We start from the raw sequence: 26,367 nt of genomic DNA, 5'->3' as shown, positions 1-26,367 counted from the left end.
CAGCTGGAACAACGAGAGGGCAGCCTCACGCCTCCCCCTCCTCCCCCCCCCCCCCCCCCCCCCCCCCCCCACCACCGGAAGGGGTGAATGCACGTAACTTTCCCACCCCGGTCGCGTTCTGTCGCGGTACGCGGCTGAACGATCACGGAGGGTCAGGCAGCGGCCAGCTCCTGGCGGCGTTCCCTGCGCTCGGCCGCGAGGACCGGGTCGAGGGAGGGGACGGCGGCGAGCAGCTGCCGGGTGTACGGATCCTGAGGTGCTCCGTACACCTCCGCGACCGTGCCCTGCTCGACGATCCGGCCCGCGCGCATGACGGCGACCCGGTCGCTGACCTGCCGGACGACGGCGAGGTCATGGGCGATGAAGACGAGCCCGAGGCCGAGTTCGGCCTGGAGCTCGGCGAGCAGGGCGGTGACCTGGGCCTGGGTCGTGACGTCGAGCGCGGAGACGGGTTCGTCGCAGACGATCAGACGGGGCTCGGCGGCGAGCGCGCGGGCGATGCCGACGCGCTGGCGCTGGCCGCCGCTGAACTCGTGCGGATAGGCCCCGTACCGGTCGGGGTCGAGTCCCACCCGGTCGAGCAGCTCCCGCACCCGGCCCCGGATCCGGGTCTCGTCCCGCTCCCCCGCCACGCGCAGCGGGTCGGCGATCGACTCGCCGACGGAGCGGCGGGGGTTGAGGGAGGAGACCGGGTCCTGGAAGACCATCTGGAGCTCGCGTCGGTACGGGCGCAGCCGCTTGTCGGGCAGCCCGCCGATCTCCTCGCCCCGGTAGCGGAGTTCGCCGCCGGTCGGGTCGAGGAGGCGGACGAGCATCCGGCCGAGGGTGGTCTTGCCGCTGCCGGACTCGCCGACGACGCCGAGGGTCTCGCCGGCGCGGACGGTGAGGGAGACCCCGTCGACGGCGGTCACGGCGGCCTTGCCCCGCCCGAACTCCCGCCGCAGGTCGACCGCGTCGAGCAGCGTCTCCCCCTGCTCCTCGGGGGTCGTCCGGGTCGGCCCGTCGAGCCGGGGCACGGCGGAGAGCAGCGCGCGCGTGTACGGCGCCGAGGGCGCGCCGAGCACCCCGGCGGCGGGGCCCCGCTCGACCTCGCGCCCGTGGCGCATGACGAGCACCTCGTCGACGCTCTCGGCGGCCACGCCCACGTCGTGGGTGACGAGGAGCAGCGCGGTACCGGTCTCGCGCCGCAGCTCGTGCAGCAGGTCGAGGATCTGGGCCTGCACGGTGACGTCGAGTGCGGTGGTGGGTTCGTCGGCCACGATCAGCTGCGGCTCGCAGGCGAGGGCCATGGCGAGCAGTGCGCGCTGCCGCATGCCACCGCTGAACTCGTGCGGGCGGGATCGGGAGCGGCGGGCGGCATCGGGGATGCCGACCCGGTCGAGGACCTCGATGGCGCGGGCCCGGGCGGCCTTTCTGGATCCAGGACGATGGATCGTGGATCCAAACTGCTGGATCCTGGATCCAGGCTGCGGGATCTCGGATCCTGGCTGCTGGATCGTGGATCCAAACTCCTGAATCCCGGATCCAGACTGCTGGATCCCGGATCCAGGACGATGGATCCGATATACCTCCGCGATCTGCTCCCCCACCGAGTAGTACGGATCCAGCGCGGACAGCGGGTCCTGGAAGACCATCGCCGCCACTCCGCCGCGCAGCCTGCGCAGCTCCGCGGGGCCGGCGGTGCCGACGTCGATGCCGCCGACCCGGACGGTGCCGCCGACCTTCGCGCCGGTGCCGCGGTGGAGGCCGAGGAGGGCGCCGGCGACGGTGGACTTGCCGCTGCCGGACTCGCCGACGAGGGCGAGCGCGCGGCCGGCCTCCAGGGTGAAGGAGAGCCCGTCGACGGCTCGGGCGCCGCCGTCGAACTCGACGGAGAGCCGGTCGACTTCCACGAGCGGGGTGATGGGGAGCGTCATGTCAGGGCGACCCTTCGGTCGGCGAGGGCGTAGAGGAGGTCGGCGACGACGTTCGCGAGGACGACGGCGACCCCGGTGAGGAGCACGATGCCGACGACGACCGGCAGGTCGACGTGGCGGACGCCGTCGATGAGGGTCTTGCCGAGTCCGGGGATGCCGAAGAGCGACTCGGTCAGCACGGCCCCGCCGAACATGGTGCCGAGGTCGATGGCGCTGAGCGCGATGACCGGCGGGACGGCGCCGCGCAGGGCGTGGCGGGTGACGACGGACCGCTCCCCCACCCCGTACGCGCGGAAGGTGCGGATGTGGTCCTCGGCGAGCGTCTCCAGCGTCGAACTCCGCGTCAGGCGGGCGTATTTGGCGGACTCGAAGAAGCCGAGGGCGAGCCAGGGCAGCAGCATGTTCCAGGCCCACTGCTCGGGGTCCTCGCCGAGCGGCACGTACGTCGGGAAGGGCAGCCACTGGAGGTAGGCGCAGACGGCCATGAGCAGCAGCAGGCCGAGGATGAAGACGGGCGTGCCGGTGCCGGCGAGGGTGAGCACGGTGAGGGTCCGCTCGGTGAGTCCGCCGCGCCGGAGCGCGGAGAGCAGCCCGGTGCCGACGCCGATGACGAGCCAGATGACCATGGCGCCGAGGGCGAGCGAGGCGGTGGCGGGCAGCCGCTCCAGGATGAGCTCGGTGACCTGCTGGTCGTTCTGGTACGAGAGGCCGAGGCAGGGCGCGTCGCAGTGCAGGACGCCGGTGCCGCCGGAGTAGTCGCGGCCGGCGAAGACGCCCTGGAGGAAGTGCAGGTACTGGGCGAACACACTCTGGTTCAGGCCGAGTTGGTCCCGCACCTGGGCGATCTGCTGCGGGTTGCAGCGTTCCCCGCAGGCGAGCCGGGCGGGGTCGCCTGGCAGGACGTAGAACAGCGCGTAGACCAGGACGGAGAGGGCGAGGAGGACGAGTGCGGCGCCCGCGAGCCGCTTGAGGACGTAGCGGGTCATCGGGAGGTCTCCTTGCGCGTGCCCACGCCGAGCCGGCCGGCCTCGCGCGGGTCGAGGGCGGTGCGGACGGCGTCGCCGAGGACGGTGAAGGCGAGCACGGTCGTGAAGAGCAGTCCGGCCGGGAGCAGTACGTACGCGGGGTCGGCCCGGAACCAGGTCTGCGCGGTGGAGAGCATCTGCCCCCACGAGGGGGTGGGCGGGGTGACTCCCACGCCGAGGAAGGAGAGCGAGGCCTCGGTCACGATGTTGCCGGGGACGAGGATCGCGGCGTACGTGATGACGGGCGCGGCGAGCGAGGGCACCAGTTCGCGCCGGGCGGTCCGCCACCGGCCCGAGCCGGCGAGCCGGGAGGCGGCGACGAAGTCGAGGCTCTTGAGGGTGAGGGTCTGGGCGCGCACGATCCGGGAGGTGCCGGCCCAGCCGAGCAGCCCGATGACCAGGATGAGCAGCAGCGGGCGCGGGAAGTCGCGGGGGACGACGGCGGTGAGCGCGATGGCGAGGACGAGGAACGGCAGGGCGAGGAAGACGTCGGTGATCCGGCCGAGGGTGGCGTCGACCCAGCGGTTGCCGAGTCCGGCGGCGAGGCCGATCAGGAGTCCGGCGAGGACCTGGACGACGGTGGCGCCGAGGGCGACGAGCAGCGAGACGCGGGCGCCGTAGAACAGACGGACGAACAGGTCGCGGCCGGTGCCGGGTTCGACGCCGAGCCAGTGCTCGGCGCTCGCCCCGCCGAAGGAGCCGTACGGGACGCCGCCGCGGGCCGAGTCGACGAGGTCGTCGTGGTACGTGTGCGGGTCCTGGCCCGCGAGGGCGGCGAAGAGCGGCGCGGCGAGGGCGAGGAGGACGAGCAGGAGGAGGACGGCGGCGGAGACGAGGGCGGCGGGGCGGGTGCGGAGCCGTCGCCACACCTGCCGGGCGGCGCCCGTGGCGGGAAGGCCCGCCACGGGCGCCGGCGCGTCGGTCAGCGCGGTCACTTGACCGCGACCTGCGAGATGTCGAGGACGCCGGTCCAGTCGCTGATGACGACGTTCTTGATGTCCTTGCCGACGAGCCGCTTGTAGACGGGGTGGAAGAGCGGCACGTCCAGGGCCTGCTCGCCGATCTTCTTGTCGAGGGCGCCCCAGCGGGCGGCGGCGGCCTTGAGGTCGGTCAGCTTGTTGATCTCGTCGATCTCCTTGTTGACCGCCGGGTCGTTCAGCTGCGCGTGGTTGTAGTTGGAGCCGTTGGCGACGATCTGGCGGCCGTCGAAGATCGGCGCGAGGAACGGGCCGCCGGCCGGCCAGTCGGCGCCCCAGCGGGAGAGGAAGAAGCCGGGGGCGTCCTTGACGCTCCAGCGCTTCTCGTTGAAGGAGTTGGGCTCCTGCCCGTCGAGCTTGACGGTGATGCCGGCCTTGCCGAGGGCCTCCTGGACGGCGGTGGCGATCTCGGGGCTGGTGGTGCGGTTCTGGGCGGTGGAGTGCAGCAGGGTGACGGTCAGGCCGTTGGGGTAGCCGGCCTCCTTGAGCAGCTGCCTGGCCTTGGCCGGGTCGCCGGTCTTCCCGGCCGGGAAGTGGTCGTACGGCGTGAAGCCGAAGGCCTTCTGCTCGGGCAGGAAGGTGGTGGCGGGCTCGGCGAGCGCGGAGCCGCCGGCGGCGTTGACGACGCTGGTGCGGTTGACGGCGTACGAGATCGCCTGGCGGACCTTCGGGTTGTCGAAGGGCTTCACCTTCGGGTTGAAGGCGATGTAGTTGGTGAAGCCGAAGTGGCCGGTGCCGACGCGCGCGGCGAGGGCCTTGTCGGAGCCGACCTGGGCCAGTTCGGCGGGGCCGAGGTTGGTGTCGGTGGTGACGGCGGCGGAGTCGGCGCCGGAGGAGGTGGCGAGGCGCTGGTTGATGACGGCCTCGTCGAGCCCGGACTTGACGTCGATCCGGTCGGGGTAGGCCTTGCGCTCCTGGTCGGTCTTCGGGCCCCAGTGCTCGTTCCGCTCCAGGACGAGGTGCTCGCCGTCGTTGTCGTTCTTCACGACCTTGTACGGGCCGGACGAGACGGGGTGCTCCTCGTACTTCGCGCCGGTGTCCTTGGCCTTGGGGACGGGGGCGAACTGGGTCTGGGTGGCGACGAAGGGGAACTCGCCCTCTGGCTTCTTCAGCTTGAAGACGATGGTCCGGGCGTCGGGGGTGACGATGGACGCGAGACCCTTGTCGTCCTTGTACGGGCCCTGGTACGTGTCGCCGCCGACGAGCCAGTCGCGCAGGTAGGGGGCGCCGCCGGAGAGTTCGGCCGCGAAGGAGCGCTCGATGCCGTACTTGATGTCGGCGCTGGTGATGGCCGTGCCGTCCTCGTACTTCAGGCCCTCCTTCAGCGTGTACGTCCACTCGGTGGCGTCCTCGTTGGGGCGGCCGGTGTCGGTGGCGAGGTCGGGGACGACCTGGGTGCCGGCGGCGCCCGCCTCGCGGTTGCGGGTGGTGAGCGTACGGAAGACGAGGGAGGGGACGTTGCCGCCGCCCGAGGTGTAGAGGCGGGCGGGGTCGAAGTCGGTCTGGGCCTCGTTGTTGAGGACGGTCAGCGTGCCGCCCTTCTGCGGGGCGCCTGCGGCCTTGGCGGAGGTACCGCCCTCGGCGCCGGCGTCCTCGGGGCCGCAGGCGGCGGCGCCCGAGGCCAGGACGACACTGACGGCGGCCGCTGCCACGCGGCGCGAGATGACGGACGAATGACGCATCGGAAGGAGACCTCTCGGGGTGGAATGCGAACTGCGGGAAAGAGAAAGGGGATTCCACAGGCACGGGAAAACGGCCCGAAAGGGAGGAACGGCGCCTGCGGGAATGAAGAACCCGGGCGCGGCGAGAAAACGGAAAGCCGACGAGCGCTCGGGCTGCGTCAGCTACAGAGAATGTCGGCGACCGTGTGTCCGGTCACGCCGAAGAGCGCCAGCTCAAGGGCGGCGCTATCGGAAACGGCGTGACGGTGCGACATGCCGAGAAATATGGACGAACGCGTGAACGATGTCAACGCGCATCCACGCCATCCCGAGACACGCGTCTCGGGATGCGGACACCGGCTGTCCGGACGGACCGTCAACTCGTCGGATACACCCAGGGGTTGGGGCGGCACTTGATTCCGTCGATGTCCAGGGACTTGGTCTGCTGCTGCATCACGGGGGCGAGCGCGCCCGGGGTGCGGCAGCTCACGTGGCCGTGCCCGAGCCGGTGTCCGACCTCGTGGTTGATGAGCATCTGGCGATAGGCGTACATCGCCTTCGGACCGAAGGTCACCGAGCCCTGCGCCCATCGGAAGGCGTTGATCATTACGCGCTGGGTGGAGGCGGAGTCGCAGGAGACGTTGTCGACGGTCGTGTCGAGACCGGACTTCGCGCACCACGCGCCGGTGGTTCCAGGACTGGCGAGGGTGATCACGAACTCCGGCTCGCCGCTGGAAATGCGCTCGAAGGTCATCTGGCCCTTGCCGGCCCAGCTGCGTTTGTCGTTGAGGGTCTTCTGCACGGCGTCGGCGAAGAGCTTCGGATCGAGACCGAGCCCCTTCTCGACGTCGACCCGGTAGCGGATCAGCTTCCCCTTGCCGGGCGCCTTCTGCAGGCCCGGCACGGCCTCGAACTCCCCGGAGCCCTTCAGCTTCGGGTCGATCGGGAACTGGTGGGTCATCAGCTGCTCGTACGTGGGCGGGGTGGCGGCGGGCGCCGGCTTCGCCGGGACGGCCCGGTCGTCGGAGCGGGAGGCGGAGTCGTCCGCGGGCCGCTCGCTCGGCTGGCCGGCGGCGTGGGCGGGCGGGGTCTCGTCCCGGTCGGCGACCTGTCCGGTGACGACGACGGCGAGGACGGTGGCGACGGCGGCGGCCGCGACTCCGGTGAGCGTGCGGCCGAGGGTGCCCCGGCCCTCCGGGGTCTCCGCTTCGGCGGCGTCCTCCTCTCGGCGCGGCGCGGGGATGAACGGCGCCTCGACCGCGGACTCCGTCTCGGCGAGTCCGGGCGCGGCGGTTCGGCGGGGCGCGTAGGCCCCGGGACGCGCGGGGGTCTCGTCGTGCTGCGGGTGACCGCCCCGTACGGGCGCCCCGTAGACGGGCACACCGTGCGCGGGCGTCCCGGGCGCGGCGTGCGCGGGCGCCTCACCGCCGAACACGGGGGTTCCGTGCGCGGGCGTGGCATGCCGAGGCCCCCCGTACCCACCGGCACCCCGAACGGGAGCGCCCTGAGCGGGGGCTCCGTACGGGGGGATGCCATGGGCGGGCGTGCCGTGCGGCACGGGAGCGCCGGGCCGCGGGGCCCCTTGAGCCCGGCCGCCGTACGGGGGAGTCCCCTGCCCGGGGGCGCCAGGTCGCCGTGTGCCCTGCGCCGGGGCCCCGTACTGGGGAGTTCCCTGCGCGGGGGCGCCGAATCGCGGCGTGCCCTGGCGCGGGGTTCCCTGTGCCGGCGCCCCGTGCTGCCCGAGGCCGTACTGGGGCGTCCCCTGTGCCGGAGTCCCGTACATCGGCGTGCCGTGGGACGGCGTGCCGTAGCCCTGTGTGCCGTAGCCCTGCGTCGTGGCGTCCTGGCCCGGGCCGCCCGGCGTCCTGCGTCGGCGGCCCGTGCCGGGCGCAGGGCCCGTCGGGGCCGCCCCCACCTGCGGCTGCGGCCCGGTGTCGGTCACCGAGGGCGCGGAGCCCTTGCGACTATGTCGTCCCACGCCCCGGATCAGCTCCCGCCGTGATCGGCGATCAGGTCCCGGACGGCCTGGGCGACCGTCTCGGGGTACTCCATCATCGCCACGTGCCCCGCCTCGGGGAGGGTCAGCAGACGCGAGCCGCGGAAGGCGGCGGCCGCCTTGCGGGCCATCCGGTACGAGACGAGCCGGTCGCGCCCACCGTAGACGAGCAGCGTCGGGGCGAGGACCCGTTCGGCCTGACGCCACAGTCCGTGCTGCCCGCCGAGGGTGTACGCGTCGACGATGCCGCGCGAGGTGCGGGCCATCGCGTCCCAGAAGTACGGGAGCTCCAGGCGCCGCTCCAACTCCTCCACGGCGTGCCGGAAGCCCTCCTCGGTGACCCGGCCGGGGTCCCCGTAACAGAGCGAGAGGACGCCCTTGACCCGCTGCTCGGCCGTCCAGTCCTTGGTGAGCTTCGCGAAGAACGAGGCGACGCCGGGCACCGCGATGAGCGCGGTGGGCCAGGCGGTGCGCTGGGCGCGCAGCTCGGGCAGGGCCGGGGAGATCAGGGTGAGGGTGCGGACCAGGTCGGGCCGGACGGCGGCGACGCGGGTGGCGACGGCGCCGCCCATCGAGTTGCCGAGCAGGTGGACCGGTCCGCGTCCGGCGGCGTCCAGGAGCCGGATGACGGCACGGGCGTGCCCGGTGACCGAGTAGTTGCCGTCGTCGGGCGGCGGGGAGTCGCCGAAGCCGGGCAGGTCGACCGCCTCGCCGTCGACGTGGTCCGCGAGCAGCGGCATGAGGTCGGACCAGTTCTGCGAGGAGCCGCCGAGGCCGTGGACGTACAGGGCGGGCGGCAGTCCGGGCCGGTTCCCCGGCCGGGCGCGCACGGTGAGGGTGAGTCCGGGCAGCGCGACGGAGCGGAGCTCCTCGCCGTCGGCGACCCGTACGGTGCGGATCGGCGACGCGGGTGAGGCGGCGGCGGTCCGGGTTTCCGGCAGCTCGGTCGAGGACATGGCCGCAATATTACGAGACGATCACGCGCCGACGTGTGTGGGTGGGGTCACAGGTGCGTGTGCGGCGGGGCGCGTTCGCTCCTAGGCTCGAAGAGAGGGCCATCGGGAGCACCGCGACCCGCACCCCCGGAAGGAACCTCATGACTGTCGATCCCAGCGAGCCGGACACATTCACCGAGGAAGAGGTCGACGTGCTGGACCAGGAGATCCCGGAGGCGGACGCCGCCGAGCAGCACACCGAACTGCAGCAGCGCGAGGACGAGCAACCGACGCATCTGGAGCACGACTCGGCGAACGAGGCGGACGCGTCCGAACAGGCGCGTGTCGTCGCTCTCGACGAGGACGACTACCGCTGAGCAGGCGACTCCCGCAGATTTGTTCGGTTTAATCTTGAATCGACTGTCGACCAACGCGTCCGGTCCGTGAAATTCTGCGTTCGCACCGCGCACAGCCGGGTTACCCAAAAGTACGATGGCGGCGCGGCGCGACAGAGCGCATGGATCGATTTTTGGGAGGCCGCGTGAGCGCCATCGAGCAGACAGAGGCAGCACGCCCTCGGGGCACGCGCCTGCCGCGACGTGCCCGACGGAACCAGCTGCTCGGCGCGGCACAGGAGGTCTTCGTCGCCCAGGGGTACCACTCCGCCGCCATGGACGACATCGCCGAGCGGGCCGGTGTCAGCAAGCCGGTGCTGTACCAGCACTTCCCCGGGAAGCTGGAGCTTTACCTCGCCCTGCTCGACCAGCACTGCGAGGCCCTCCTGCAGGCCGTGCGCGGGGCGCTGGCCTCCACCACGGACAACAAGCTCCGGGTCGCGGCGACGATGGACGCGTACTTCGCGTACGTGGAGGACGAGGGCGGCGCGTTCCGTCTCGTCTTCGAGTCCGACCTGACCAACGAGCCCGCCGTACGCGAGCGCGTGGACCGGGTCAGCCTGCAGTGCGCCGAGGCCATCTCCGACGTGATCGCCGAGGACACCGGCCTGTCGAAGGACGAGTCGATGCTGCTCGCCGTCGGTCTCGGCGGCGTCTCCCAGGTCGTGGCCCGGTACTGGCTGTCCAGCGAGTCCGGCATCCCCCGCGACAAGGCGGTCGGCCTGCTCACCTCGCTCGCCTGGCGCGGCATCGCCGGCTTCCCGCTGCACCCGGTGGACGGCCAGCTGAGCGCCGAGGGCCACTGACCGCCCGGGCCGGGAGCATTCCCGGAGCCTGTTCGCTCCTGGCGTGCTGCGGCTGACCCGTACGGGTCCCCTCACCGGGCTAATGTGTGCTGCGTACGGCGCGGGTATTCGCGCAACGCTGACCGTTCGGAGGGACATAGCCGTGGAGGTCAAGATCGGCGTGCAGCACGCACCCCGGGAGATCGTTCTGGAGAGCGGGCAGTCCGCCGAGGAGGTCGAGCGCGCGGTGGCCGACGCGCTGGCCGGCAAGGCGCAGCTGCTCAGCCTCTCGGACGAGAAGGGTCGCAAGATCCTCATTCCGGCCGAGAAGATCGCGTACGTGGAGCTCGGCGAGCCCGCCGTGCGCCGCGTGGGTTTCGGCGCGCTCTGAGCCCCGGATCTGACGGGAAAGGCCCGGTGGACCGCTTCGGTCCGCCGGGCCTTTCGTCTGTCCGTACTTCTGATACTCCCACGTCAGGGCGTACGGAAGGATTGCGTTCCGGATGCCGGGGGTAGGACGCCCATGACCGCAACGCCCGCCCCGCAGCACCCCACGCGAGGTGATCCGACGTGTTCCTGGAAGCCCTCGGCTCCGCCCTGCTCGGTTTCGCAATGGCCTGGGCCGCCGTGCTCCGGCTGCCCGACCGCCTCCCCGTCCGGGCGATCGTGCTCCTGACGGGGACGCTCGGCGGTGTCTTCGGCGCGCTCGTGACGCACGGGGCGCTCGGCCCCGGCCACTTCCTCGCCACCCTGATCGGCGCGGTGGCCGTGGCGGCGGTGCTGCTCTCGCTCCTGCTCCGCCCGGCCTCCCGCAGACTGCGCCGATCAGCCGCGGTCTGACCGGCGGGAGCGCCTCGGGCCGCGGGCGCGGGCGCCGGGAGCCGGGGCCCGGGCCGACCGGCCGGGACGCGTCAGACCTGCGGCCGTAGCGGCCTCAGGCCGCGAGGCCCAGGGCCGCCATGCGCTTGGTGTGGGCCTCGGTGATGCGGGAGAACATCCGGCCGACCTCCGCGAGGTCGAAGCCGTCCGCCACGCCGCCGACGAGCATCGTCGAGAGCGCGTCGCGCTCGGCGACCACGCGCTGGGCCTGCGAGAGCGCCTCGCCCATCAGGCGGCGCGCCCAGAGCGCGAGCCGGCCGCCGACACGCGGGTCGGCGTCGATCGCCGCGCGGACCTTCTCCACCGCGAAGTTGCCGTGGCCGGTGTCGTCGAGCACCGCGAGGACGAGCCCGCGCGTGTCGGAGTCGAGGCGGGCCGCGACCTCCCGGTAGAAGTCGCTGGCGATCGAGTCGCCCACGTACGCCTTGACCAGGCCCTCCAGCCAGTCCGACGGCGCGGTCAGGCGGTGGAAGTCGTCGAGCGCCTTCGCGAAGGGCTCCATGGCCGCCGTCGGCTCGGCGTCGACGGCCGCGAGGCGGTCCCGCAGCCGCTCGAAGTGCTGGAACTCGGCCGCGGCCATCTTCGCCAGCTCCGCCTTGTCCGCGAGGGTCGGCGCCAGCTTGGCGTCCTCGGCGAGCCGCTCGAAGGCCGCGAGCTCTCCGTAGGCGAGGGCGCCGAGAAGGTCGATCACGGCGGCGCGGTACTGCGGCTCGGCGGAAGCCGCCGCCCAGTCCTTGGCGGCGATCCCGGTGGGTGTGGCGTTGTCAGGCGTCTCCATGCAGCGCACAATAGCCCGCTCGCGAGGCCCGGGAAGGCCCTGGTCAGTCACTGTGACCGTGCCCTCATCACGATTTCTCCCAACACACATGCGCGAATCCGGGGTACAGTGGTAAGGCGCCTGCTGAGTATGCGGACATGCTTTCGCACGTTCGGACGTACCCGGTAGGCCGACTCATGAATGAGGATGCCCGGTCGGTGGCCCGATCGGCTCCGGCCCGACAGCCCTTCCAGCGGACCCGCGGAAGGGTCACCCTCAGCGGTACGACGCTCGAGCGACGGCAGTGGTCCCGTGCCACCCGGCGGTGATCTCCCCCGATCCCCCGGAAGATCCAGGCACGGTACGACCCCCTTCGTTCGCCTCGCGCCGCGTCTCACAGAAGAGGCAGCACCCTGACTACGACTTTCCGAGAACTCGGAATCCTCCCTGAGACGGCCGAGGCCCTGGAGGCCGTCGGCATCGTCACCCCCTTCCCCATCCAGGAGATGACCCTTCCGGTCGCCCTCACCGGCACCGACGTCATCGGCCAGGCGAAGACCGGCACGGGCAAGACCCTCGGTTTCGGCCTCCCCATCCTGGAGCGCGTCACCGTCCCGACGGACGTCGAGGCCGGCCGGGCCAAGCCCGAGCAGCTGACCGACGCCCCGCAGGCGCTCGTCGTCGTCCCCACCCGCGAGCTGTGCCAGCAGGTCACCAACGACCTGCTGACCGCCGGCAAGGTGCGCAACGTCCGCGTGCTCGCCATCTACGGCGGCCGGGCGTACGAGCCGCAGGTCGAGGCGCTGCAGAAGGGCGTCGACGTCGTCGTCGGCACCCCCGGCCGTCTGCTCGACCTGGCCGGCCAGCGCAAGCTCGACCTCTCGCACGTGAAGGTCCTCGTCCTCGACGAGGCCGACGAGATGCTCGACCTGGGCTTCCTGCCCGACGTCGAGAAGATCATGAACATGCTTCCGGCGAAGCGCCAGACCATGCTGTTCTCGGCCACCATGCCGGGCGCCGTCATCGGTCTCGCCCGCCGCTACATGTCGCAGCCGACGCACATCCGCGCCACCTCGCCCGACGGCGAGGGCGTGACCGTCGCCAACATCAAGCAGCACGTCTACCGCGCGCACAACATGGACAAGCCGGAGATGGTCTCCCGCATCCTGCAGGCCAACGGCCGCGGGCTCGCGATGATCTTCTGCCGCACCAAGCGCACGGCGGCCGACATCGCCGAGCAGCTGGAGCGGCGCGGCTTCGCCTCCGGCGCCGTCCACGGCGACCTCGGCCAGGGCGCCCGCGAGCAGGCGCTGCGCGCCTTCCGCAACGGCAAGGTGGACGTGCTCGTCTGCACCGACGTCGCCGCGCGCGGCATCGACGTCGAGGGCGTCACCCACGTCATCAACTACCAGTCCCCGGAGGACGAGAAGACCTTCCTCCACCGCGTCGGCCGCACCGGCCGCGCGGGTGCCAAGGGCACGGCCGTGACGCTGGTCGACTGGGACGACATCCCGCGCTGGCAGCTCATCAACAAGGCGCTCGGCCTGGACTTCCACGACCCGGTCGAGACGTACTCCAGCTCCCCGCACCTCTTCGAGGAGCTGGACATCCCGGCGGGCACCAAGGGCATCCTGCCCCGCGCCGAGCGGACCCGCGCGGGTCTGGGCGCGGAGGAGCTGGAGGACCTGGGCGAGCCCGGCGGCCGCCGTGGCCGCGGCCCGAAGGCCGCCGAGAAGACCGAGGAGCTCCCGGCCCGCACGCGGACCCCGCGCCAGCGTCGCCGCACCCGCGGCGGCGACCTCGGTGACGCCCCGGTGTCGGCGGCCCCGGCCGTCGAGACCCCGTCGGACGAGACCCCCGCCGAGCCGGGCACGCGCACCCCGCGCCGCCGTCGTCGCACCCGCGTCACGGCGCAGGTCGTCGAGGCGCAGGCCGCTGAGGCGCAGGCCGCCGAGGCGCCGGTCGAGGCGCCGGTCGCCGAGACGCGGGCCGCCAAGGCCCCGGTCGAGGCGCCCGTCTTCACGGCCCCCGTCGCCACGGCCACGGTCGTCGAGGCCACGGTCGTCGAGCAGCCGAAGGCTGAGGAGCCCAAGGCTGAGGAGCCGAAGGCCCCCCGTCGCCGGACCCGTGCCGCCCGCCCGGCGGCCGCGGAGCCGGTCGCGGTTCCTGCCGTCGCTCCGGTCGCCGCTCCGGTCGAGCGGACCGCCGCGGCTCCGGCGCCGGCTCCGGCCCCGCGCCGCCGCCGTGCCCGGGTGGTGCGCCAGGCCGAGGAGACCGTGTCGTTCCAGACGCCCGAGTCCGCCGCGGTCGCGCTGATGGCCGCGCGGTCCGTAGAGGCGCCGGTCGTCGAGGCCGCCCCGGTGGTCGTCGAGGAGCCGAAGGCCGCTCCCCGCCGCCGTACGGCCAAGAAGGCCGTCGCGGCTCCGGCCGTCGAGGCGCCCGTCGCCGTGGCTCAGGTCGTCGAGGCCGTCGCCGCCCCGGTGGCCGAGCCCGTCGTCGAGACCCCGGTCGCCGAGGTCCCCGCGCCGCGCCGTCGCCGCACCGCCCGCCGTCCCGCCGGTTCGCCGGTGACCGCCGAGGCGCCGGTGGCCGAGGCCCCGGCCGCCGAGCCGGTCGTCGAGACCCCGGTCGTGGAGGAGCCCGCGCCGCGCCGCCGCCGTGCGGCCCGCCGCCCCGCCGGGTCCCCGGCGACGGCCGAGTCCACCGGCGAGGTCATCGTCATCGCCGCGCCGGTCGCCGCGCCGGTCGCCGAGCCCGTCGTGGAGGAGGCCCCGAAGAAGGCCGCCCCGCGCCGCCGCACGGCCAAGAAGGCCGTCGCGGCCGAGCCGGTCGCCGAGCCGGTCGTCGAGGCCGTCGAGGCACCGGCCGCCGAGGAGGCCCCGAAGAAGGCGGCTCCGCGCCGCCGCACGGCCAAGAAGGCGGTCGCGGCCGAGGCTCCCGAGGCGTCCGCGCCGAAGACCGAGCCGAAGGCTCCGGCCCGCCGTCGTACGACCAAGAAGGCCGCTGCGGCCGAGGTCGAGGCGCCGGCGGCCGAGGAGGCCCCGAAGAAGGCGGCTCCGCGCCGCCGCACGACGAAGAAGGCGGCGGCCCAGCCCGAGAGCTGACCCGCCCCCGCCTCCGAAGCCGAGCGGCCCGCCCCGACCAGGGGCGGGCCGCTCGGCCGTACCGCCCCCGCACGGGACCGCTTCCCAGACCGAAGGCCACCACGCGCCGCCCCCACCCCTCGCCGCCCCGTGCGGACCCCCGCGCCGTTACAGTCCAGATATGAGCAAGCCCCGTTCCCTCGTCCTCCCGCCCCGTACCCGTGCCCGGCGGGTTGAGACCGTGCGTGGTCCGTTCGCCGTGCTCGACACCGCGGCGGCGGGGGCGCGGCGGGGCACGGTGCTGCTGCTGCCCGGGTACACCGGCAGCAAGGAGGACTTCCTCGGGCTGCTCGGGCCGCTGAGCGAGGCCGGGTACCGGGCCGTGGCCGTGGACGGGCGCGGGCAGAACGAGTCGCCGGGGCCCCGGGGCCGCGCCGCCTACCGTCGCAGGGCGCTCGCGCTCGACGCGGTGGCGCAGGCGGCGGCGCTCGGGGACGGGCCCGTGCATCTGGTGGGCCACTCGTTCGGGGGCCTGGTGGCGCGCGCGGCGGCCGCCCTGGCGCCGGGCGCGTTCCGTTCGCTGACGCTGCTGTCCTCGGGACCCGGCCGGGTGGCCCGGCCGCAGCGGATCCGGGTGCGGGTGCTGCGGGCCGCGCTCGCGGTGCTGCCGAAGGAGCGGGTGTGGCAGGCGATGTGCTGGCTGGACAGCCGGGGCGAGGAGCCGGACACGGACGACGCGCCGGAGCTCGCGGGCTTCCTGCGGCGCCGCTGGATGCGCACCCGGATCGCCCAACTCGCGGGCGCGGGACGGCTCCTACTGGACCGTCAGGACGGTACGGAGGGGCTGGCCGCGCTCCGGATGCCGCTGCACTTCGCGTACGGGGCGGACGAGATGGTGTGGGCGCCGGCGGACCTCCGCGCGGCGGCCGCCCGTACCGGCGCGCACCACACGGTCGTGGCGGGCGCGGGCCACTCGCCGAACGTGTCGCACCCCCAGGAGCTGGCGGACCGCCTCACCGGCTTCTGGGAGAAGACGAGCAGCCCGGCCAGGGCGGTCAGTACTGCGCCTTGAGGTGCTGCCAGAAGCCGTCGCGCAGGGCGCGCCGGAGCGAGGCGTGGCCGCGCAGGGAGCGGCTGAGGAGGCGCTCGGCGTCGACGAGGAGGTCCTGGTCGACCGGTCCCGGCAGGTAGGGCGCGCCGGGCAGGAGTTCGGCGAGCCGGTCCCGGCCGCGCTCGGCGAGCCAGGTCGCGGCGATCTGGGCGCCGACGAAGCGCACGGCCTCGCGGGAGGGCGGCGGCTCGCCCTCGTTCTCGTACGTGGTGACGGGGCGGCGCGTGACGTACGGGCGGCAGAAGTCCAGCTCGAAGGTGCGCTGGCTGTCGACCTCCCAGAGCAGCGCCTCGGCCTGGTTGCGTCCTTCGGCGGCCTCGATGCCCCAGAGGTGGACGCGGGCCCCGTAGCCCTGGGCGGCCTCGACGGCGGAGACGAGGTCCTCGTCGCCGCCGACGAGGGCGGCGTCGCTGATGGCGCGGTGGCGGGCGAGGGACTCCAGGTCGGTGCGGATGAGGGAGTCGACGCCCTTCTGCTGGTTGTTGGCGTTGAGGTTGCCGAGGCGGACCTTGACGTCGGGGAGTTCGGCGATGGCCTGCTGCTCGGGGGTGTGGATGCGGCGGCGGGCTCCGTCGTACCAGTAGACGCGGAGGAGTCTGCTGTCGGCGAAGATCGTGCGGGCCTTGTCGATGAAGGCCTCGATCAGACCTTCGGCGTCGAGGTCGAAGGAGCGTCGGTCCTCGGTGCCCGCCACCAGCAATCCGGCCGCAGCATGGACGTAACCGGCGTCGACGAAGATGGCATGGGTCGAGGGGGTCTTGGCCACCTCTGCCAGCATCCGCTGCAGGAGCTCATTGGTGCGCTCCAGGCGGGCGTCCAGCGCGTCCAGGCGTGCTTCGGTGTCGGTCGCGGTGGGCCGGGTGGTGTCTGCTGTGTTCATACGGGGCTCATTGTCCGCCGCGCCGGGCCCGGCCGCCACACCCGCCCACCGTCTACCCGTCGGTAGTTAGTCATCCGAAAATTTTCCTTAGCGTAAGGAATGTTTGCAGGATGCAAGACGTTGGACACCTGTGTAACGCAGTTCTCCGCCCAGGAGGATCAACTCAGACGAAGGGAGAAGCCCATGCGCTTCGAAATCCTGCGACTCGACGACATCGACGGCACGCCTGTCGACTCGACCGTCGTGGACGCCGCCTCCGTCAATCGGATCGTGCAGCAGGCCGCAGCGATCGGCCAGCGCATCTGGATCCGCCCCGCCGAGACCTCGGCCTCGTAACAGGCCGGGTTCCACACCACGCACCGCGCCCCCGCACGGACTTCGCAGCAGCGGAATCCGTACGGGGGCGCAGTGGGTTCTGAGGGGCCTCAGGCGTTCTGGATCACCTGGGTGACGCCGTTGATGATCTGCTGCACCGCGATGGCGGAGAGCATCATGCCGGCGAGCCGGGTCACCAGGACGACGCCGCCGTCCTTGATGACGCGGATGATCAGCAGCGAGTACCGCATGGTCAGCCAGAGCACGACGTGCATGGCGGCGATGGCGGTCCACACGGAGACCTGCGAGGCGACGCTGTCGGCGTTCTGCACGGCGAGGATGACCGAGACGATCGCGCCGGGCCCGGCGAGCAGGGGCATGCCGAGGGGTACGAGGGCGACGTTGACGTCCTTGGTCTGCTTGGGCTCGTCGTTCTTGCCGGTGAGCAGGTCGAGCGCGATGAGCAGCAGCAGGAGACCGCCCGCGATCATCAGCGCGGGGACGGAGACGTGCAGGTAGTCCAGGATCTGCTGGCCCAGGAGGCCGAAGACGGTGATGACGCCGAAGGCGACGCAGACGGCCTGCCAGGCCATCCGGCGCTGCACCTTGGCCGGGCGGCCGGAGGTGAGGGCGAGGAAGATCGGGGTGATCCCGGGGGGATCCATGATGACGAAGAGAGTGAGGAACAGCGAGCCGAAGACGGCGACGTCGAACACGGTGGGGTGCCTTGCGGGAGGTGGAACGGTGGGGTGTACCCCTACGGGTCGGAATCCGGGATTCCGGCGTCAGGGCATGGAGGCGCCACCGGGGCACGGCACGGAGCCGTACGGGCGGCGTGAGACGGAGTGCGGAGGGGCGCGCGCCGCTGCGGGCGGCGGCGGGCACGGTGACCGGCCGCCGTCACGAGGGAGCGGCGGGAAGGGGCCCTTACGGGGCTAGAGCGTTCCGCCGGCGCCCGGGACCGGGAAGGCGCCCGAGGCGCGGCGGGTGATCTCGCCGTAGATCTCGGGGTCGGTGGTGTACTCGCCGAGGCGGCAGGTCTTGCGGCTGCCGTGGTAGTCGCTGGAGCCCGTGGTGAGCAGGCCGAGCTCCTTCGCGAGTCCGCGCAGCCGGGCCCGCGTCGCCTCGTCGTGGTCCATGTGGTCGACCTCGATGCCGTCGAGTCCGGCCTCGGCGAGCCGGGCGATCGAGGCCTCCGGCAGCACCTGGCCGCGCTTGACGGCGAGCGGGTGCGCGAAGACGGTGACCCCGCCGGCCGCCTTGACGAGGCGGATCGCGTCGACCGGGTCCAGCTCGTGCTTCTCGACGTACGCCCGGCCGCCGTCGGCGAGCCACTCGGGCGTGAACGCGCCGGACACGTCCGGGACGACGCCGAGCTCGACGAGCGCCTCGGCGACGTGCGGGCGGCCCACGGAGCCGTCGCCGGCGATCCGGGCGACCTGCTCCCAGGTGACGGGGACGCCGAGCTCCTGGAGCTTGCCGACCATGCCGCGGGCGCGCGGCACCCGGTCGTCGCGGACGAGTTCGCGCTCGGCGAGGAGCGCGGGCTCCTCGGGGTCGAAGAGGTACGCGAGCATGTGCAGCCCGATGCCGTCCATCCGGCAGGACAGCTCGGCGCCGGTGACGAGGGTCAGGCCCTCGGGCAGGACCGCGAGCGCCTCGGCGTGGCCGCGGGTGGTGTCGTGGTCCGTGAGCGCGACGACGTCGAGACCGGCCGCGGCGGCGTTCCGGACGAGGTCGGCCGGGGAGTCGGTGCCGTCGGAGGCCGTGGAGTGGGTGTGCAGATCGATGCGCACGACGCGGTACTCCAGGGGCTCGGCACGGACGAGGGACGCTCCAGCATAACGGGCGAATCGAACACGCCCGTACGGAACGTCACGGAGTTCACCCCTGGCCGAGCAGCCTCGGGGTGAGCGCGCCGCAGGGCAGCAGGTCGACCTCGGCCCCGGCGTCCCGCAGGTCCGTCAGGACCAGCTCGTCGTACATGAGGAGACCGGACTGCTCGGGCCAGACGATCGCCCACAGCCACAGGCCGCGCGCCTCGCCCGCGAAGACCGCGCGGTCCTGCGGGGCGCCGGTGACGTGCCAGAGCGGGGTGGGCCGCCCGGCGGCGAGCATCTTCACCTGGGGCGGCTTGTCGATGGCCATGCCGGAGCCGGGATCGAGGCCGTCGATGCCGGCGTACCGCGCGCCGAGTCCGACGCCCAGCTCCTCGGCGACCAGGAGCAGCTCGCCGATCCCGCCGAGCGGGCCGGGCCCCGAGCAGGCGACGGCCGTCGCGCGTCCGCCGCTGCGGTCGTCCCCGGCGTACGCGACTCCGGTGAAGAGCCAGCCGACGGGGAGGGGCCACGGCATCCACACCGGGACGTGGGACCTGTTCACCACGACCCCGAGACCCTCGACGCTGGGCGGGATCACGGGCTGGAGCGGGTGCACCGAGCCGTGCACATCACACTGCCAGGAGTCGGCGAAGAGACCGGGCGCCCTGACCCGGCCACCGCACTTCGGACAACTGGGTTCGCCCCTCATAGGTCTCAACGGTCCTAGCTCTTCCGCCCCGCGTCAAGGACGGCCGCGAACGATCACCCGTCCGGCCCGGCCCGTTCACCCAGGGCATCCACCGCCCACGCGTTCAGTCCAGGTCCACGGAGCAGCCCACGCGTTCAGCCCAGGCCCACGGAGCAGCCCACGCGTGCGGTCCAGGCCCACGGAGCAGCCCCACGCGTGCGGTCCAGGTCCACGGAGCAGCCCACGCGTTCAGCCCAGGCCCGCCGACTCGCGCACGCGTTCAGTCCAGGTCCACCGACCTGCGCAGGGGGTCGCGCAGGTCCGTCCCCTTGGCCAGCCAGCGCTCCTCCAGGGCCTTCGCCCCGTGCACCCGCTTCCACGCGGCCTCGTTCGAGGTCATCGGGAGCAGCGGCAGGAACCGCACCGGGTCCATCGGCTCGTCGAGCTCCAGGTCCTCCACCAGACCGCCCGACTCGGCGACGAGCACCGAGCTGAAGGGGGCGCCGGGCCAGAGCGGGTCGCCGACGTCGAGCGAGGCGCCCGGGGCCACGACGACGCCCTCGACCTGCGGGGCGGAGGCGAGGACCGCGAGCGGGCGCAGCGCCTTGTCGGTGTCCGCGAGCCCGCCCCGCACGGTCAGCACGAGCTCCGCGCGCGGGCCCTTCACCGGGTCGGCGAGCGCGGAGGTCGGATCGGCCATCGGCTGCGCGGACATCCCGAGGGTCGCGTACCGCACGAGGTCGCCGTCGACGAAGCGCAGCACCTCGATCCGGTCCGTGCCGAGGAAGGTCACCGCGGCCCGCGCGTCAGGTTCGCCGAGTGCCGTACGCAGCCGGGCCTCGACGAGTGCAAGAACTTCTCCCATGCGGGGAGCATAGATCGCGTATGGAACGGGCAAAGTAAGGGATTGACCCTCTGTCGGCTGATAGTGTTGGCCACTGGTCGGGATTCCCGACTGCTCGTCACACGTCATCCCCGACAGGGGACCGGCCGGAGGAGGTGGGACTGCGATGGATCGAAGTCGATCGGGCAGTACCAGCCGCTCTTCCGCCGCTCCGCACCCCAGCCCGGTGCGCTCTTTCCGGTGACGTCCGAGTGACGTCCGGGTCCGGCAAGGACCCGCCCCTCCGGCATCTCGCACGACGGAAGAGCAACTCTCGCCTTTCCCTGTCTGTAGCGACCGCCGTCACCGCGCCCCTCCGGTGCCGCCCGCTTTGTGGACGACGTACCTCTCCGTCCTCATTCCGGGCTGTGCCACGCTCGCGCCCCGACGGCTGATCCGTGAAGGAGCACAGCCGTGTCGATGATCCGTGACCTCACCGCCGCCGTCCGCCCGAGCCTGCGGCACACCCTCCGCAAGACCCCCACCACGTACACCTCGTACGACCCCACCCGCGACCACTCGGCCTCCAGCGCCGTGGTCGACTGCGCCGTCTACCGCGACGGGCGCCGGGTCGACGACCGGGCCTGCCTGACGCCGCGCGGCGCGATGCGCCAGGTGCGGGAGAGCGGCGGCTTCGCGTGGATCGGCCTCCACGAGCCGACCGAGGCCGAATTCGCCGGTATCGCCGCCGAGTTCGGGCTGCACCCGCTCGCCGTCGAGGACGCCGTCCACGCCCACCAGCGACCCAAGCTGGAGCGGTACGACGACACCCTCTTCACCGTCTTCAAGACCATCCACTACGTCGAGCACGCCGAACTCACCGCGACCAGCGAGGTCGTCGAGACCGGCGAGGTCATGGTCTTCACCGGCCCCGACTTCGTCATCACCGTCCGGCACGGCGGCCAGGGCTCGCTGCGCAACCTCCGCCACCGCCTCCAGGGCGAGCCGGAGCTCCTCGCCAAGGGCCCCTCCTCGGTCCTGCACGCCATCGCCGACCACGTCGTCGACGGCTACATCGCGGTCGCCGACGCCGTCGAGCTGGACATCGACCAGCTGGAGATCGACGTCTTCTCGCCCGCCGCCAAGGGCTCCACGCGCGGCGCCGACACCGGCCGGATCTACCAGCTCAAGCGCGAGGTACTGGAGTTCAAGCGGGCCGTCACGCCGCTGCTGCGCCCGATGCAGCTGCTCTCCGAGCGGCCGATGCGGCTCGTCGACCCCGACATCCAGAAGTACTTCCGGGACGTCGCCGACCACCTCGCCCGCGTCCAGGAGCAGGTCGTCGGCTTCGACGAGCTCCTCAACTCGATCCTCCAGGCCAACCTGGCGCAGGCGACCGTCGCGCAGAACGAGGACATGCGCAAGATCACCTCGTGGGCGGCGATCGTCGCCGTCCCCACGGCGGTCTGCGGCGTGTACGGCATGAACTTCACGTACATGCCGGAGCTGGAGTGGAAGTACGGCTACCCGATGGTGCTCGGCGCCATCGCCGTCATCTGCTTCACCATCCACCGCACCCTCAAGCGCAACGGCTGGCTGTAGAACCCGCCCGATAGGCTTCGGCCATGACCGACACGCTGCTCACCGGCGCCCTCGTCGAGGAGGCCACCAAGAAGTCCGGCCTCATCTGGGTACGGGGCACCGGCCCCGCCCGCGCGCTCTGGCACGTCTGGCACGACGGCGCCGCGCACCTCGTCGGCGACGGCCCCGGCGAGCAGCCGCTGCCGGGCCTGATGGACGGCGGCACGGCCGAGGTGACCGTCCGCAGCAAGGACAAGGGCGGCCGGCTCGTCGCCTGGACCGCCGACGTCCGTGAGCTCTCCCCCGGCACGGAGGAGTGGGACGCGGCGGTCGCCGAGCTGAAGGGCAAGCGGCTCAACGCCCCCGACGGCGAGGCCGTGCCGGAGCGCTGGGCGCGCGAGTGCCGCGTGGTGCGGCTCGACCCCCGCTCCTCGACCACGGAGCTCCCGGACGGCTCCCTGGCCGCCGTCCCGCTGCCGACGGCGGCGAACACCCGCCGGCCGATCCCGGCGGGTCTGCCGAAGCTGCTGTTCCGGAAGAAGCGGCGCTGAGGCGTCAGGTGCGGGGCAGTTGCTTGCCGTAGTCGAGGGTCTCCTCCTTCGACGGGGCGGCCAGCGGGAAGTCCTTGTTCCACTCGGACAGCACCACGACGCCCGCTCCGCCGCCCCGCGCGAACTGCACGGGGTACGGCACGCCGTCCAGGGACACGTCGAGCGTGCCGCCCATGCCGTCGACCCCGCCCTTGACCTTGACCGTGCGGACCCCGCCGATCTGGTCCCGGTCGCCCTTGACCTTCTCGCCGTGCAGGCCGATGAGCCCGTCGAGGAGCGGCCCCATCTCGGTGAAGCCGCGCAGCTGCTTGTACGAGGGGTCGCCCTGCGGGACCTTCACGTACTTGTCGCCGAGCGTGTCGCCGGCCTCGGAACCCGCCTCCGCGGCCCCGTGGGTGGCCTTGTCGTCGTGGTCCCAGAACCCCGCGTCGGCCTTCAGGTAGAGCGCGTCGCCGACCCGCAGCAGCTCGAAGGTGCTGTTCTTCGTCGTCACCGATCCGGTGGCGCCGTCCTGCTTGAGGCGCATGTTCAGCTTGAACGTGCCGCCCTTGCTGACCAGGGTGCCGGAGAGCCGCACCGCCTTCGCCGCGTCCGCCGCGGTCTGCGCCTTGCTCTCGATCTCGGGCGCGGAGAGTCTCCCCACCCCGTTCGTCCCCTCGTCCGGGTCCGCGGCGCAGGCGGTGAGTCCCACCGTCAGTCCGGCGCAGAGCGCCAGGGGCGTGACGGCCCTGCGGATACGCGATGACGGGGTGCGAACGGTCATCTGCGCTGCCTCTCGTGTCATGGGGGGCGACGGGCGCGGCCCGTACGGGAATGCCGGGGGCGGCCCCGCTCCGGCCGGGCGGAAGGGCCGGGTCCGGTGCCGGGGGCCGATGGGGGGGAACGGCAGACCGCAGCGTACCCGGGACAGGTGAAGGGCCCCGCAGGCAGCCGTACGGAGGCACTGCCGGGGCAGGGCGGAACGGCACCGGCTAGCCTGAACCCGGCAAAGCTCTGCAATCCCCGGCAAAGCTCTGCGGGAACTCGCATCGACGACTCGAATCGTGCGGCACCGAGGAGGCGCGTGGCATGGCGGCAGGCGCCCCCCGGATCTTCGTCTCCCATCTCGCCGGAGTCCCCGTCTTCGACCCCGTCGGCGACCAGGTCGGCCGCGTCAGCGACCTCGTGGCCATGCTCCGCGTCGGCCGCCGGCCGCCCCGGCTGCTCGGCATGGTCGTGGAGGTGCTGAGCCGCCGCCGCGTCTTCGTCCCCATGACCCGGATCACCGGCGTCGCCTCCGGCCAGGTCATCACCACCGGCGTCGTCAACATGCGGCGCTTCGAACGGCGCCCCACCGAGCGGCTCGTCCTCGGCGAGCTCCTCGACCGGCGCGTGACCCTCGTGGAGTCCGGCGAGGAGGTCACCGTCCTCGACGTCGCCATCCAGCAGCTGCCCGCCCGCCGCGACTGGGAGATCGACAAGGTCTTCGTCCGCAAGGGCAAGGGCGGCGTCCTCAGCCGCAAGGGCGAGACGCTGACCGTCGAATGGTCCGCCGTCACCGGCTTCTCCCTTGAGGAGCACGGGCAGGGCGCGGAGAGCCTCCTCGCCACCTTCGAGAAGCTGCGCCCCGCCGACCTCGCCAACGCCCTGCACCACCTCTCCCCCAAGCGGCGCGCCGAGGTCGCCGCCGCCCTCGACGACGACCGGCTCGCCGACGTCCTCGAAGAGCTGCCGGAGGACGACCAGGTCGAGATCCTCGGCAAGCTCAAGGAGGAGCGCGCCGCCGACGTCCTGGAGGCGATGGACCCGGACGACGCCGCCGACCTGCTGTCCGAACTGCCCGAGGAGGACCAGGAGCGGCTCCTCACCCTGATGCAGCCGGACGACGCCGCCGACGTGCGCCGGCTCCTGGCGTACGAGGAGCGCACGGCGGGCGGCCTGATGACGACCGAGCCGATCGTGCTGCGCCCGGACGCCACCGTCGCGGACGCGCTGGCCCGGGTCCGCCAGCAGGACCTGTCGCCGGCGCTCGCCGCGCAGGTGTACGTGTGCCGGCCGCCGGACGAGACGCCGACCGGCAAGTACCTGGGCACGGTGCACTTCCAGCGGCTCCTTCGCGACCCGCCGTTCACGCTCGTCAGCTCGATCGTGGACAGCGACCTGCCGCCGCTCGGCCCGGACACCCCGCTGCCGGCCGTGACCAGCTACCTCGCCGCGTACAACATGGTCGCCGCGCCCGTCGTCGACGAGAGCGGCTCGCTGCTCGGCGCGGTCACCGTCGACGACGTGCTCGACCACCTGCTGCCGGACGACTGGCGGGAGACCGAGTTCCACGAGGAGGGGGTGTCCGGACATGGCCGCTGAGCGCACCCAGGACCGGGAGCGGTCCGTGCCCCGCATCCGGCTCGACCTGCCGCGCGAGCGGCGGACCCGGCTGCTCCCGGAGTACGACCCCGAGGCCTTCGGGCGGCTCTCGGAGCGGATCGCCCGCTTCCTGGGCACGGGCAGGTTCCTGGTCTGGATGACCCTGACGGTCGTCGTCTGGATCGGCTGGAACGTCTTCGCGCCGGCGTCGCTGAGGTTCGACGAGTACCCCTTCATCTTCCTGACGCTCGCCCTGTCCCTCCAGGCCTCGTACGCGGCTCCGCTGATCCTGCTCGCGCAGAACCGGCAGGACGACCGGGACCGGGTCAACCTCGAACAGGACCGGAAGCAGAACGAGCGGTCGATCGCCGACACCGAGTACCTGACCCGGGAGATCGCGGCGCTGCGGATGGGCCTCGGCGAGGTCGCCACCCGCGACTGGATCCGCTCGGAGCTCCAGGACCTCTTCAAGGAGCTGGAGGAGCGCCGGGATCTATTCCCGTCCGGCGAGGACCACGGACGTGACGTACCCGACCGTTGACAGCCCTTTCATGGGTCCATGGTCCGCGCCGTACCATCGTCGGTATGGCTACGGAAGACGCGGTGCTCGAAGCACTGGCGACGGTGAACGACCCTGAGATCAACAAGCCGATCACTGAGCTCGGCATGGTCAAGTCGGTGGAGATCGAACCGGACGGCAGGGTCGCCGTCACGGTCTACCTGACGGTCTCCGGGTGCCCGATGCGCGAGACCATCACGCAGCGCGTGACCGAGGCCGTCTCCCGGGTCGAGGGCGTCACCTCGGTCGACGTCTCGCTCGACGTGATGAGCGACGAGCAGCGCAAGGAGCTGGCGGCGGCGCTGCGCGGCACGAGCGCCGAGCGCGAGGTGCCCTTCGCGAAGCCGGGCTCGCTGACCCGGGTGTACGCGGTCGCCTCCGGCAAGGGCGGCGTCGGCAAGTCGTCCGTGACCGTGAACCTGGCCGCGGCGATGGCCGCCGACGGTCTGAAGGTCGGTGTCGTCGACGCCGACATCTACGGCCACAGCGTGCCGCGGATGCTGGGCGCGGACGGCCGTCCGACCCAGGTCGAGAACATGATCATGCCGCCGTCGGCGAACGGCGTGAAGGTCATCTCCATCGGCATGTTCACCCCGGGCAACGCGCCCGTCGTGTGGCGCGGCCCGATGCTGCACCGCGCGCTCCAGCAGTTCCTCGCGGACGTGTACTGGGGCGACCTGGACGTCCTGCTGCTCGACCTGCCCCCGGGCACCGGCGACATCGCGATCTCGGTCGCGCAGCTCGTGCCGAACGCGGAGATCCTCGTCGTCACCACCCCGCAGCAGGCGGCGGCCGAGGTCGCCGAGCGGGCCGGCTCGATCGCCGTGCAGACCCACCAGAAGATCGTCGGCGTCGTCGAGAACATGGCGGGCCTGCCGTGTCCGCACTGCGACGAGATGGTCGACGTGTTCGGCACGGGCGGCGGCCAGAAGGTCGCGGACGGCCTGACGCAGACCACGGGCGCGACGGTCCCGGTCCTCGGCTCGATCCCGATCGACGTCCGGCTCCGCGAGGGCGGCGACGACGGCAAGCCGGTCGTCCTCTCCGACCCCGACTCCCCGGCGGGCGCGGCCCTCCGCGCGATCGCGGGCAAGCTCGGCGGCCGCCAGCGCGGCCTGTCGGGCATGAGCCTGGGCATCACGCCGCGCAACAAGTTCTGAGAAGACACGCGGAAGGGGGCCCCCCGAGGGGGGGGCCCTTCCTCGTGTTTCGGCGCCGTAAGCGCCGAGGTCCCTCCCCGCCGCAAACCCCAGCCCGTACGCACTCCCCCCCCCCCCGCCACCCCCG

The 26,367-nt window shown here is 72.7% G+C and carries 26 protein-coding genes; 12 read left to right on the top strand and 14 right to left on the bottom strand.

Annotation, left to right across the window (positions count from 1 at the left end; translation table 11 throughout):
- Positions 1 to 152: 152 nt before the first annotated feature.
- From ACZ7HT_RS18025 to ACZ7HT_RS17995, 7 genes are all read right to left on the bottom strand, one after another.
- On the bottom strand, positions 153 to 1,916 hold the full coding sequence (locus ACZ7HT_RS18025; RefSeq protein WP_471166410.1) for a dipeptide ABC transporter ATP-binding protein: 1,764 nt from the start codon (positions 1,914 to 1,916) through the stop codon (positions 153 to 155).
- On the bottom strand, positions 1,913 to 2,902 hold the full coding sequence (locus ACZ7HT_RS18020) for an ABC transporter permease (RefSeq protein WP_471166408.1): 990 nt from the start codon (positions 2,900 to 2,902) through the stop codon (positions 1,913 to 1,915). Before ACZ7HT_RS18020 ends, ACZ7HT_RS18025 begins: the two co-directional genes overlap by 4 nt.
- Positions 2,899 to 3,876: an ABC transporter permease gene (locus ACZ7HT_RS18015; protein WP_471166406.1), complete on the bottom strand. Its 978-nt coding sequence runs from the start codon at positions 3,874 to 3,876 to the stop codon at positions 2,899 to 2,901. Before ACZ7HT_RS18015 ends, ACZ7HT_RS18020 begins: the two co-directional genes overlap by 4 nt.
- The gene (locus ACZ7HT_RS18010) at positions 3,873 to 5,600 is read right to left on the bottom strand and encodes an ABC transporter substrate-binding protein (protein ID WP_471166403.1); all 1,728 of its coding nucleotides are present in this window, start codon (positions 5,598 to 5,600) and stop codon (positions 3,873 to 3,875) included. Before ACZ7HT_RS18010 ends, ACZ7HT_RS18015 begins: the two co-directional genes overlap by 4 nt.
- Before the next feature lie 158 nt (positions 5,601 to 5,758).
- On the bottom strand, positions 5,759 to 5,854 hold the full coding sequence (locus tag ACZ7HT_RS18005) for an Ms4533A family Cys-rich leader peptide (RefSeq protein WP_312883206.1): 96 nt from the start codon (positions 5,852 to 5,854) through the stop codon (positions 5,759 to 5,761).
- A 101-nt stretch (positions 5,855 to 5,955) separates the two neighbouring features.
- Positions 5,956 to 7,014: a DUF3152 domain-containing protein gene (locus tag ACZ7HT_RS18000; RefSeq protein WP_471166401.1), complete on the bottom strand. Its 1,059-nt coding sequence runs from the start codon at positions 7,012 to 7,014 to the stop codon at positions 5,956 to 5,958.
- A 551-nt stretch (positions 7,015 to 7,565) separates the two neighbouring features.
- Positions 7,566 to 8,531 carry an alpha/beta fold hydrolase gene (locus ACZ7HT_RS17995; RefSeq protein WP_471166398.1) on the bottom strand — a complete coding sequence of 322 codons (966 nt, stop codon included), beginning with the start codon at positions 8,529 to 8,531 and terminating at the stop codon, positions 7,566 to 7,568.
- A gap of 140 nt (positions 8,532 to 8,671) precedes the next feature.
- Between ACZ7HT_RS17995 and ACZ7HT_RS17990 the strand changes: the two genes are divergently transcribed.
- The 4 genes from ACZ7HT_RS17990 (at position 8,672) to ACZ7HT_RS17975 (ending at position 10,530) form a co-directional block, all read left to right on the top strand.
- Positions 8,672 to 8,887 carry a hypothetical protein gene (locus ACZ7HT_RS17990; RefSeq protein WP_471166396.1) on the top strand — a complete coding sequence of 72 codons (216 nt, stop codon included), beginning with the start codon at positions 8,672 to 8,674 and terminating at the stop codon, positions 8,885 to 8,887.
- 164 nt (positions 8,888 to 9,051) lie between these two features.
- Positions 9,052 to 9,711: a TetR/AcrR family transcriptional regulator gene (locus ACZ7HT_RS17985; protein WP_471166393.1), complete on the top strand. Its 660-nt coding sequence runs from the start codon at positions 9,052 to 9,054 to the stop codon at positions 9,709 to 9,711.
- 142 nt (positions 9,712 to 9,853) lie between these two features.
- Positions 9,854 to 10,081 carry a DUF3107 domain-containing protein gene (locus ACZ7HT_RS17980; RefSeq protein WP_030207540.1) on the top strand — a complete coding sequence of 76 codons (228 nt, stop codon included), beginning with the start codon at positions 9,854 to 9,856 and terminating at the stop codon, positions 10,079 to 10,081.
- A gap of 179 nt (positions 10,082 to 10,260) precedes the next feature.
- Positions 10,261 to 10,530, top strand: a complete 270-nt coding sequence (locus ACZ7HT_RS17975) for a hypothetical protein (RefSeq protein ID WP_471166389.1) — start codon at positions 10,261 to 10,263, stop codon at positions 10,528 to 10,530.
- Between the two features lie 94 nt (positions 10,531 to 10,624).
- On the opposite strand, the gene ACZ7HT_RS17970 is transcribed toward ACZ7HT_RS17975, so the two are convergent.
- Positions 10,625 to 11,347: a ferritin-like fold-containing protein gene (locus tag ACZ7HT_RS17970; protein ID WP_471166387.1), complete on the bottom strand. Its 723-nt coding sequence runs from the start codon at positions 11,345 to 11,347 to the stop codon at positions 10,625 to 10,627.
- 485 nt (positions 11,348 to 11,832) lie between these two features.
- Between ACZ7HT_RS17970 and ACZ7HT_RS17965 the strand changes: the two genes are divergently transcribed.
- Complete coding sequence (locus ACZ7HT_RS17965) at positions 11,833 to 14,430, top strand: DEAD/DEAH box helicase (RefSeq protein ID WP_471166384.1); 2,598 nt, start codon at positions 11,833 to 11,835, stop codon at positions 14,428 to 14,430.
- A 160-nt stretch (positions 14,431 to 14,590) separates the two neighbouring features.
- Entirely contained in the window at positions 14,591 to 15,481 is an 891-nt protein-coding gene (locus ACZ7HT_RS17960; protein WP_471166381.1) for an alpha/beta fold hydrolase, read from the top strand.
- On the opposite strand, the gene ACZ7HT_RS17955 is transcribed toward ACZ7HT_RS17960, so the two are convergent.
- Positions 15,465 to 16,400: an NYN domain-containing protein gene (locus tag ACZ7HT_RS17955; RefSeq protein WP_471166378.1), complete on the bottom strand. Its 936-nt coding sequence runs from the start codon at positions 16,398 to 16,400 to the stop codon at positions 15,465 to 15,467. The two genes, ACZ7HT_RS17960 and ACZ7HT_RS17955, sit on opposite strands and share 17 nt — an antisense overlap.
- A gap of 183 nt (positions 16,401 to 16,583) precedes the next feature.
- On the opposite strand from ACZ7HT_RS17955, the gene ACZ7HT_RS17950 reads away from it, so the two are divergent.
- Entirely contained in the window at positions 16,584 to 16,736 is a 153-nt protein-coding gene (locus tag ACZ7HT_RS17950; protein WP_099054331.1) for a hypothetical protein, read from the top strand.
- A gap of 89 nt (positions 16,737 to 16,825) precedes the next feature.
- Here ACZ7HT_RS17950 and ACZ7HT_RS17945 read toward each other — a convergent pair whose 3' ends face one another.
- The 4 genes from ACZ7HT_RS17945 to ACZ7HT_RS17930 all read right to left on the bottom strand — a co-directional run bounded on the left by ACZ7HT_RS17945 (position 16,826) and on the right by ACZ7HT_RS17930 (position 20,088).
- Positions 16,826 to 17,431 (bottom strand): MarC family protein, encoded by a 606-nt coding sequence (locus ACZ7HT_RS17945; protein WP_359517030.1) that lies wholly within the window; start codon positions 17,429 to 17,431, stop codon positions 16,826 to 16,828.
- Between the two features lie 219 nt (positions 17,432 to 17,650).
- Positions 17,651 to 18,511, bottom strand: coding sequence for a PHP domain-containing protein (locus ACZ7HT_RS17940; protein ID WP_471166375.1), 861 nt, complete (start codon positions 18,509 to 18,511; stop codon positions 17,651 to 17,653).
- An 88-nt stretch (positions 18,512 to 18,599) separates the two neighbouring features.
- Complete coding sequence (locus ACZ7HT_RS17935; RefSeq protein WP_116158993.1) at positions 18,600 to 19,244, bottom strand: DUF6758 family protein; 645 nt, start codon at positions 19,242 to 19,244, stop codon at positions 18,600 to 18,602.
- Positions 19,245 to 19,503: 259 nt separating this feature from the next.
- Positions 19,504 to 20,088 carry a suppressor of fused domain protein gene (locus ACZ7HT_RS17930; RefSeq protein ID WP_471166371.1) on the bottom strand — a complete coding sequence of 195 codons (585 nt, stop codon included), beginning with the start codon at positions 20,086 to 20,088 and terminating at the stop codon, positions 19,504 to 19,506.
- Positions 20,089 to 20,520: 432 nt separating this feature from the next.
- Here ACZ7HT_RS17930 and ACZ7HT_RS17925 point away from each other — a divergent pair, with 432 nt between their 5' ends.
- Together ACZ7HT_RS17925 and ACZ7HT_RS17920 are read left to right on the top strand one after the other, a co-directional pair.
- Positions 20,521 to 21,648, top strand: coding sequence for a magnesium and cobalt transport protein CorA (locus ACZ7HT_RS17925; protein ID WP_471166369.1), 1,128 nt, complete (start codon positions 20,521 to 20,523; stop codon positions 21,646 to 21,648).
- Between the two features lie 23 nt (positions 21,649 to 21,671).
- Positions 21,672 to 22,178 (top strand): hypothetical protein, encoded by a 507-nt coding sequence (locus ACZ7HT_RS17920; protein WP_471166367.1) that lies wholly within the window; start codon positions 21,672 to 21,674, stop codon positions 22,176 to 22,178.
- 4 nt (positions 22,179 to 22,182) lie between these two features.
- Here ACZ7HT_RS17920 and ACZ7HT_RS17915 read toward each other — a convergent pair whose 3' ends face one another.
- Positions 22,183 to 22,941 carry a hypothetical protein gene (locus tag ACZ7HT_RS17915; RefSeq protein ID WP_471166365.1) on the bottom strand — a complete coding sequence of 253 codons (759 nt, stop codon included), beginning with the start codon at positions 22,939 to 22,941 and terminating at the stop codon, positions 22,183 to 22,185.
- A gap of 305 nt (positions 22,942 to 23,246) precedes the next feature.
- Here ACZ7HT_RS17915 and ACZ7HT_RS17910 point away from each other — a divergent pair, with 305 nt between their 5' ends.
- Genes ACZ7HT_RS17910 through ACZ7HT_RS17900 form a run of 3 tightly spaced genes read left to right on the top strand, consistent with a single transcriptional unit; the run spans position 23,247 to position 26,240 of the window.
- Entirely contained in the window at positions 23,247 to 24,521 is a 1,275-nt protein-coding gene (locus tag ACZ7HT_RS17910; protein ID WP_471166363.1) for a magnesium transporter MgtE N-terminal domain-containing protein, read from the top strand.
- Positions 24,511 to 25,062 carry a DUF1003 domain-containing protein gene (locus ACZ7HT_RS17905; protein WP_471166361.1) on the top strand — a complete coding sequence of 184 codons (552 nt, stop codon included), beginning with the start codon at positions 24,511 to 24,513 and terminating at the stop codon, positions 25,060 to 25,062. Before ACZ7HT_RS17910 ends, ACZ7HT_RS17905 begins: the two co-directional genes overlap by 11 nt.
- Positions 25,063 to 25,106: 44 nt before the next feature.
- Positions 25,107 to 26,240 (top strand): Mrp/NBP35 family ATP-binding protein, encoded by a 1,134-nt coding sequence (locus tag ACZ7HT_RS17900; protein WP_116159000.1) that lies wholly within the window; start codon positions 25,107 to 25,109, stop codon positions 26,238 to 26,240.
- Positions 26,241 to 26,367: the final 127 nt, after the last annotated feature.

The organism is Streptomyces sp. NPDC037410 (assembly GCF_055602235.1).
This window is presented reverse-complemented; position numbering and strand designations above follow the sequence as displayed.

Excerpts from the sequence above, each read along its gene's own strand:
- ACZ7HT_RS18025 (WP_471166410.1), bottom strand. The coding sequence starts at position 1,916 with ATGACGCTCCCCATCACCCCGCTCGTGGAAGTCGACCGGCTCTCCGTC.
- ACZ7HT_RS18020 (WP_471166408.1), bottom strand. The coding sequence starts at position 2,902 with ATGACCCGCTACGTCCTCAAGCGGCTCGCGGGCGCCGCACTCGTCCTC.
- ACZ7HT_RS18010 (WP_471166403.1), bottom strand. The coding sequence starts at position 5,600 with ATGCGTCATTCGTCCGTCATCTCGCGCCGCGTGGCAGCGGCCGCCGTC.
- ACZ7HT_RS18005 (WP_312883206.1), bottom strand. The coding sequence starts at position 5,854 with ATGTCGCACCGTCACGCCGTTTCCGATAGCGCCGCCCTTGAGCTGGCG.
- ACZ7HT_RS17995 (WP_471166398.1), bottom strand. The coding sequence starts at position 8,531 with ATGTCCTCGACCGAGCTGCCGGAAACCCGGACCGCCGCCGCCTCACCC.
- ACZ7HT_RS17990 (WP_471166396.1), top strand. The coding sequence starts at position 8,672 with ATGACTGTCGATCCCAGCGAGCCGGACACATTCACCGAGGAAGAGGTC.
- ACZ7HT_RS17970 (WP_471166387.1), bottom strand. The coding sequence starts at position 11,347 with ATGGAGACGCCTGACAACGCCACACCCACCGGGATCGCCGCCAAGGAC.
- ACZ7HT_RS17965 (WP_471166384.1), top strand. The coding sequence starts at position 11,833 with ATGACCCTTCCGGTCGCCCTCACCGGCACCGACGTCATCGGCCAGGCG.
- ACZ7HT_RS17960 (WP_471166381.1), top strand. The coding sequence starts at position 14,591 with ATGAGCAAGCCCCGTTCCCTCGTCCTCCCGCCCCGTACCCGTGCCCGG.
- ACZ7HT_RS17955 (WP_471166378.1), bottom strand. The coding sequence starts at position 16,400 with ATGAACACAGCAGACACCACCCGGCCCACCGCGACCGACACCGAAGCA.
- ACZ7HT_RS17950 (WP_099054331.1), top strand. The coding sequence starts at position 16,584 with ATGCGCTTCGAAATCCTGCGACTCGACGACATCGACGGCACGCCTGTC.
- ACZ7HT_RS17935 (WP_116158993.1), bottom strand. The coding sequence starts at position 19,244 with ATGAGGGGCGAACCCAGTTGTCCGAAGTGCGGTGGCCGGGTCAGGGCG.
- ACZ7HT_RS17930 (WP_471166371.1), bottom strand. The coding sequence starts at position 20,088 with ATGGGAGAAGTTCTTGCACTCGTCGAGGCCCGGCTGCGTACGGCACTC.
- ACZ7HT_RS17920 (WP_471166367.1), top strand. The coding sequence starts at position 21,672 with ATGACCGACACGCTGCTCACCGGCGCCCTCGTCGAGGAGGCCACCAAG.
- ACZ7HT_RS17915 (WP_471166365.1), bottom strand. The coding sequence starts at position 22,941 with ATGACCGTTCGCACCCCGTCATCGCGTATCCGCAGGGCCGTCACGCCC.
- ACZ7HT_RS17910 (WP_471166363.1), top strand. The coding sequence starts at position 23,247 with ATGGCGGCAGGCGCCCCCCGGATCTTCGTCTCCCATCTCGCCGGAGTC.
- ACZ7HT_RS17905 (WP_471166361.1), top strand. The coding sequence starts at position 24,511 with ATGGCCGCTGAGCGCACCCAGGACCGGGAGCGGTCCGTGCCCCGCATC.
- ACZ7HT_RS17900 (WP_116159000.1), top strand. The coding sequence starts at position 25,107 with ATGGCTACGGAAGACGCGGTGCTCGAAGCACTGGCGACGGTGAACGAC.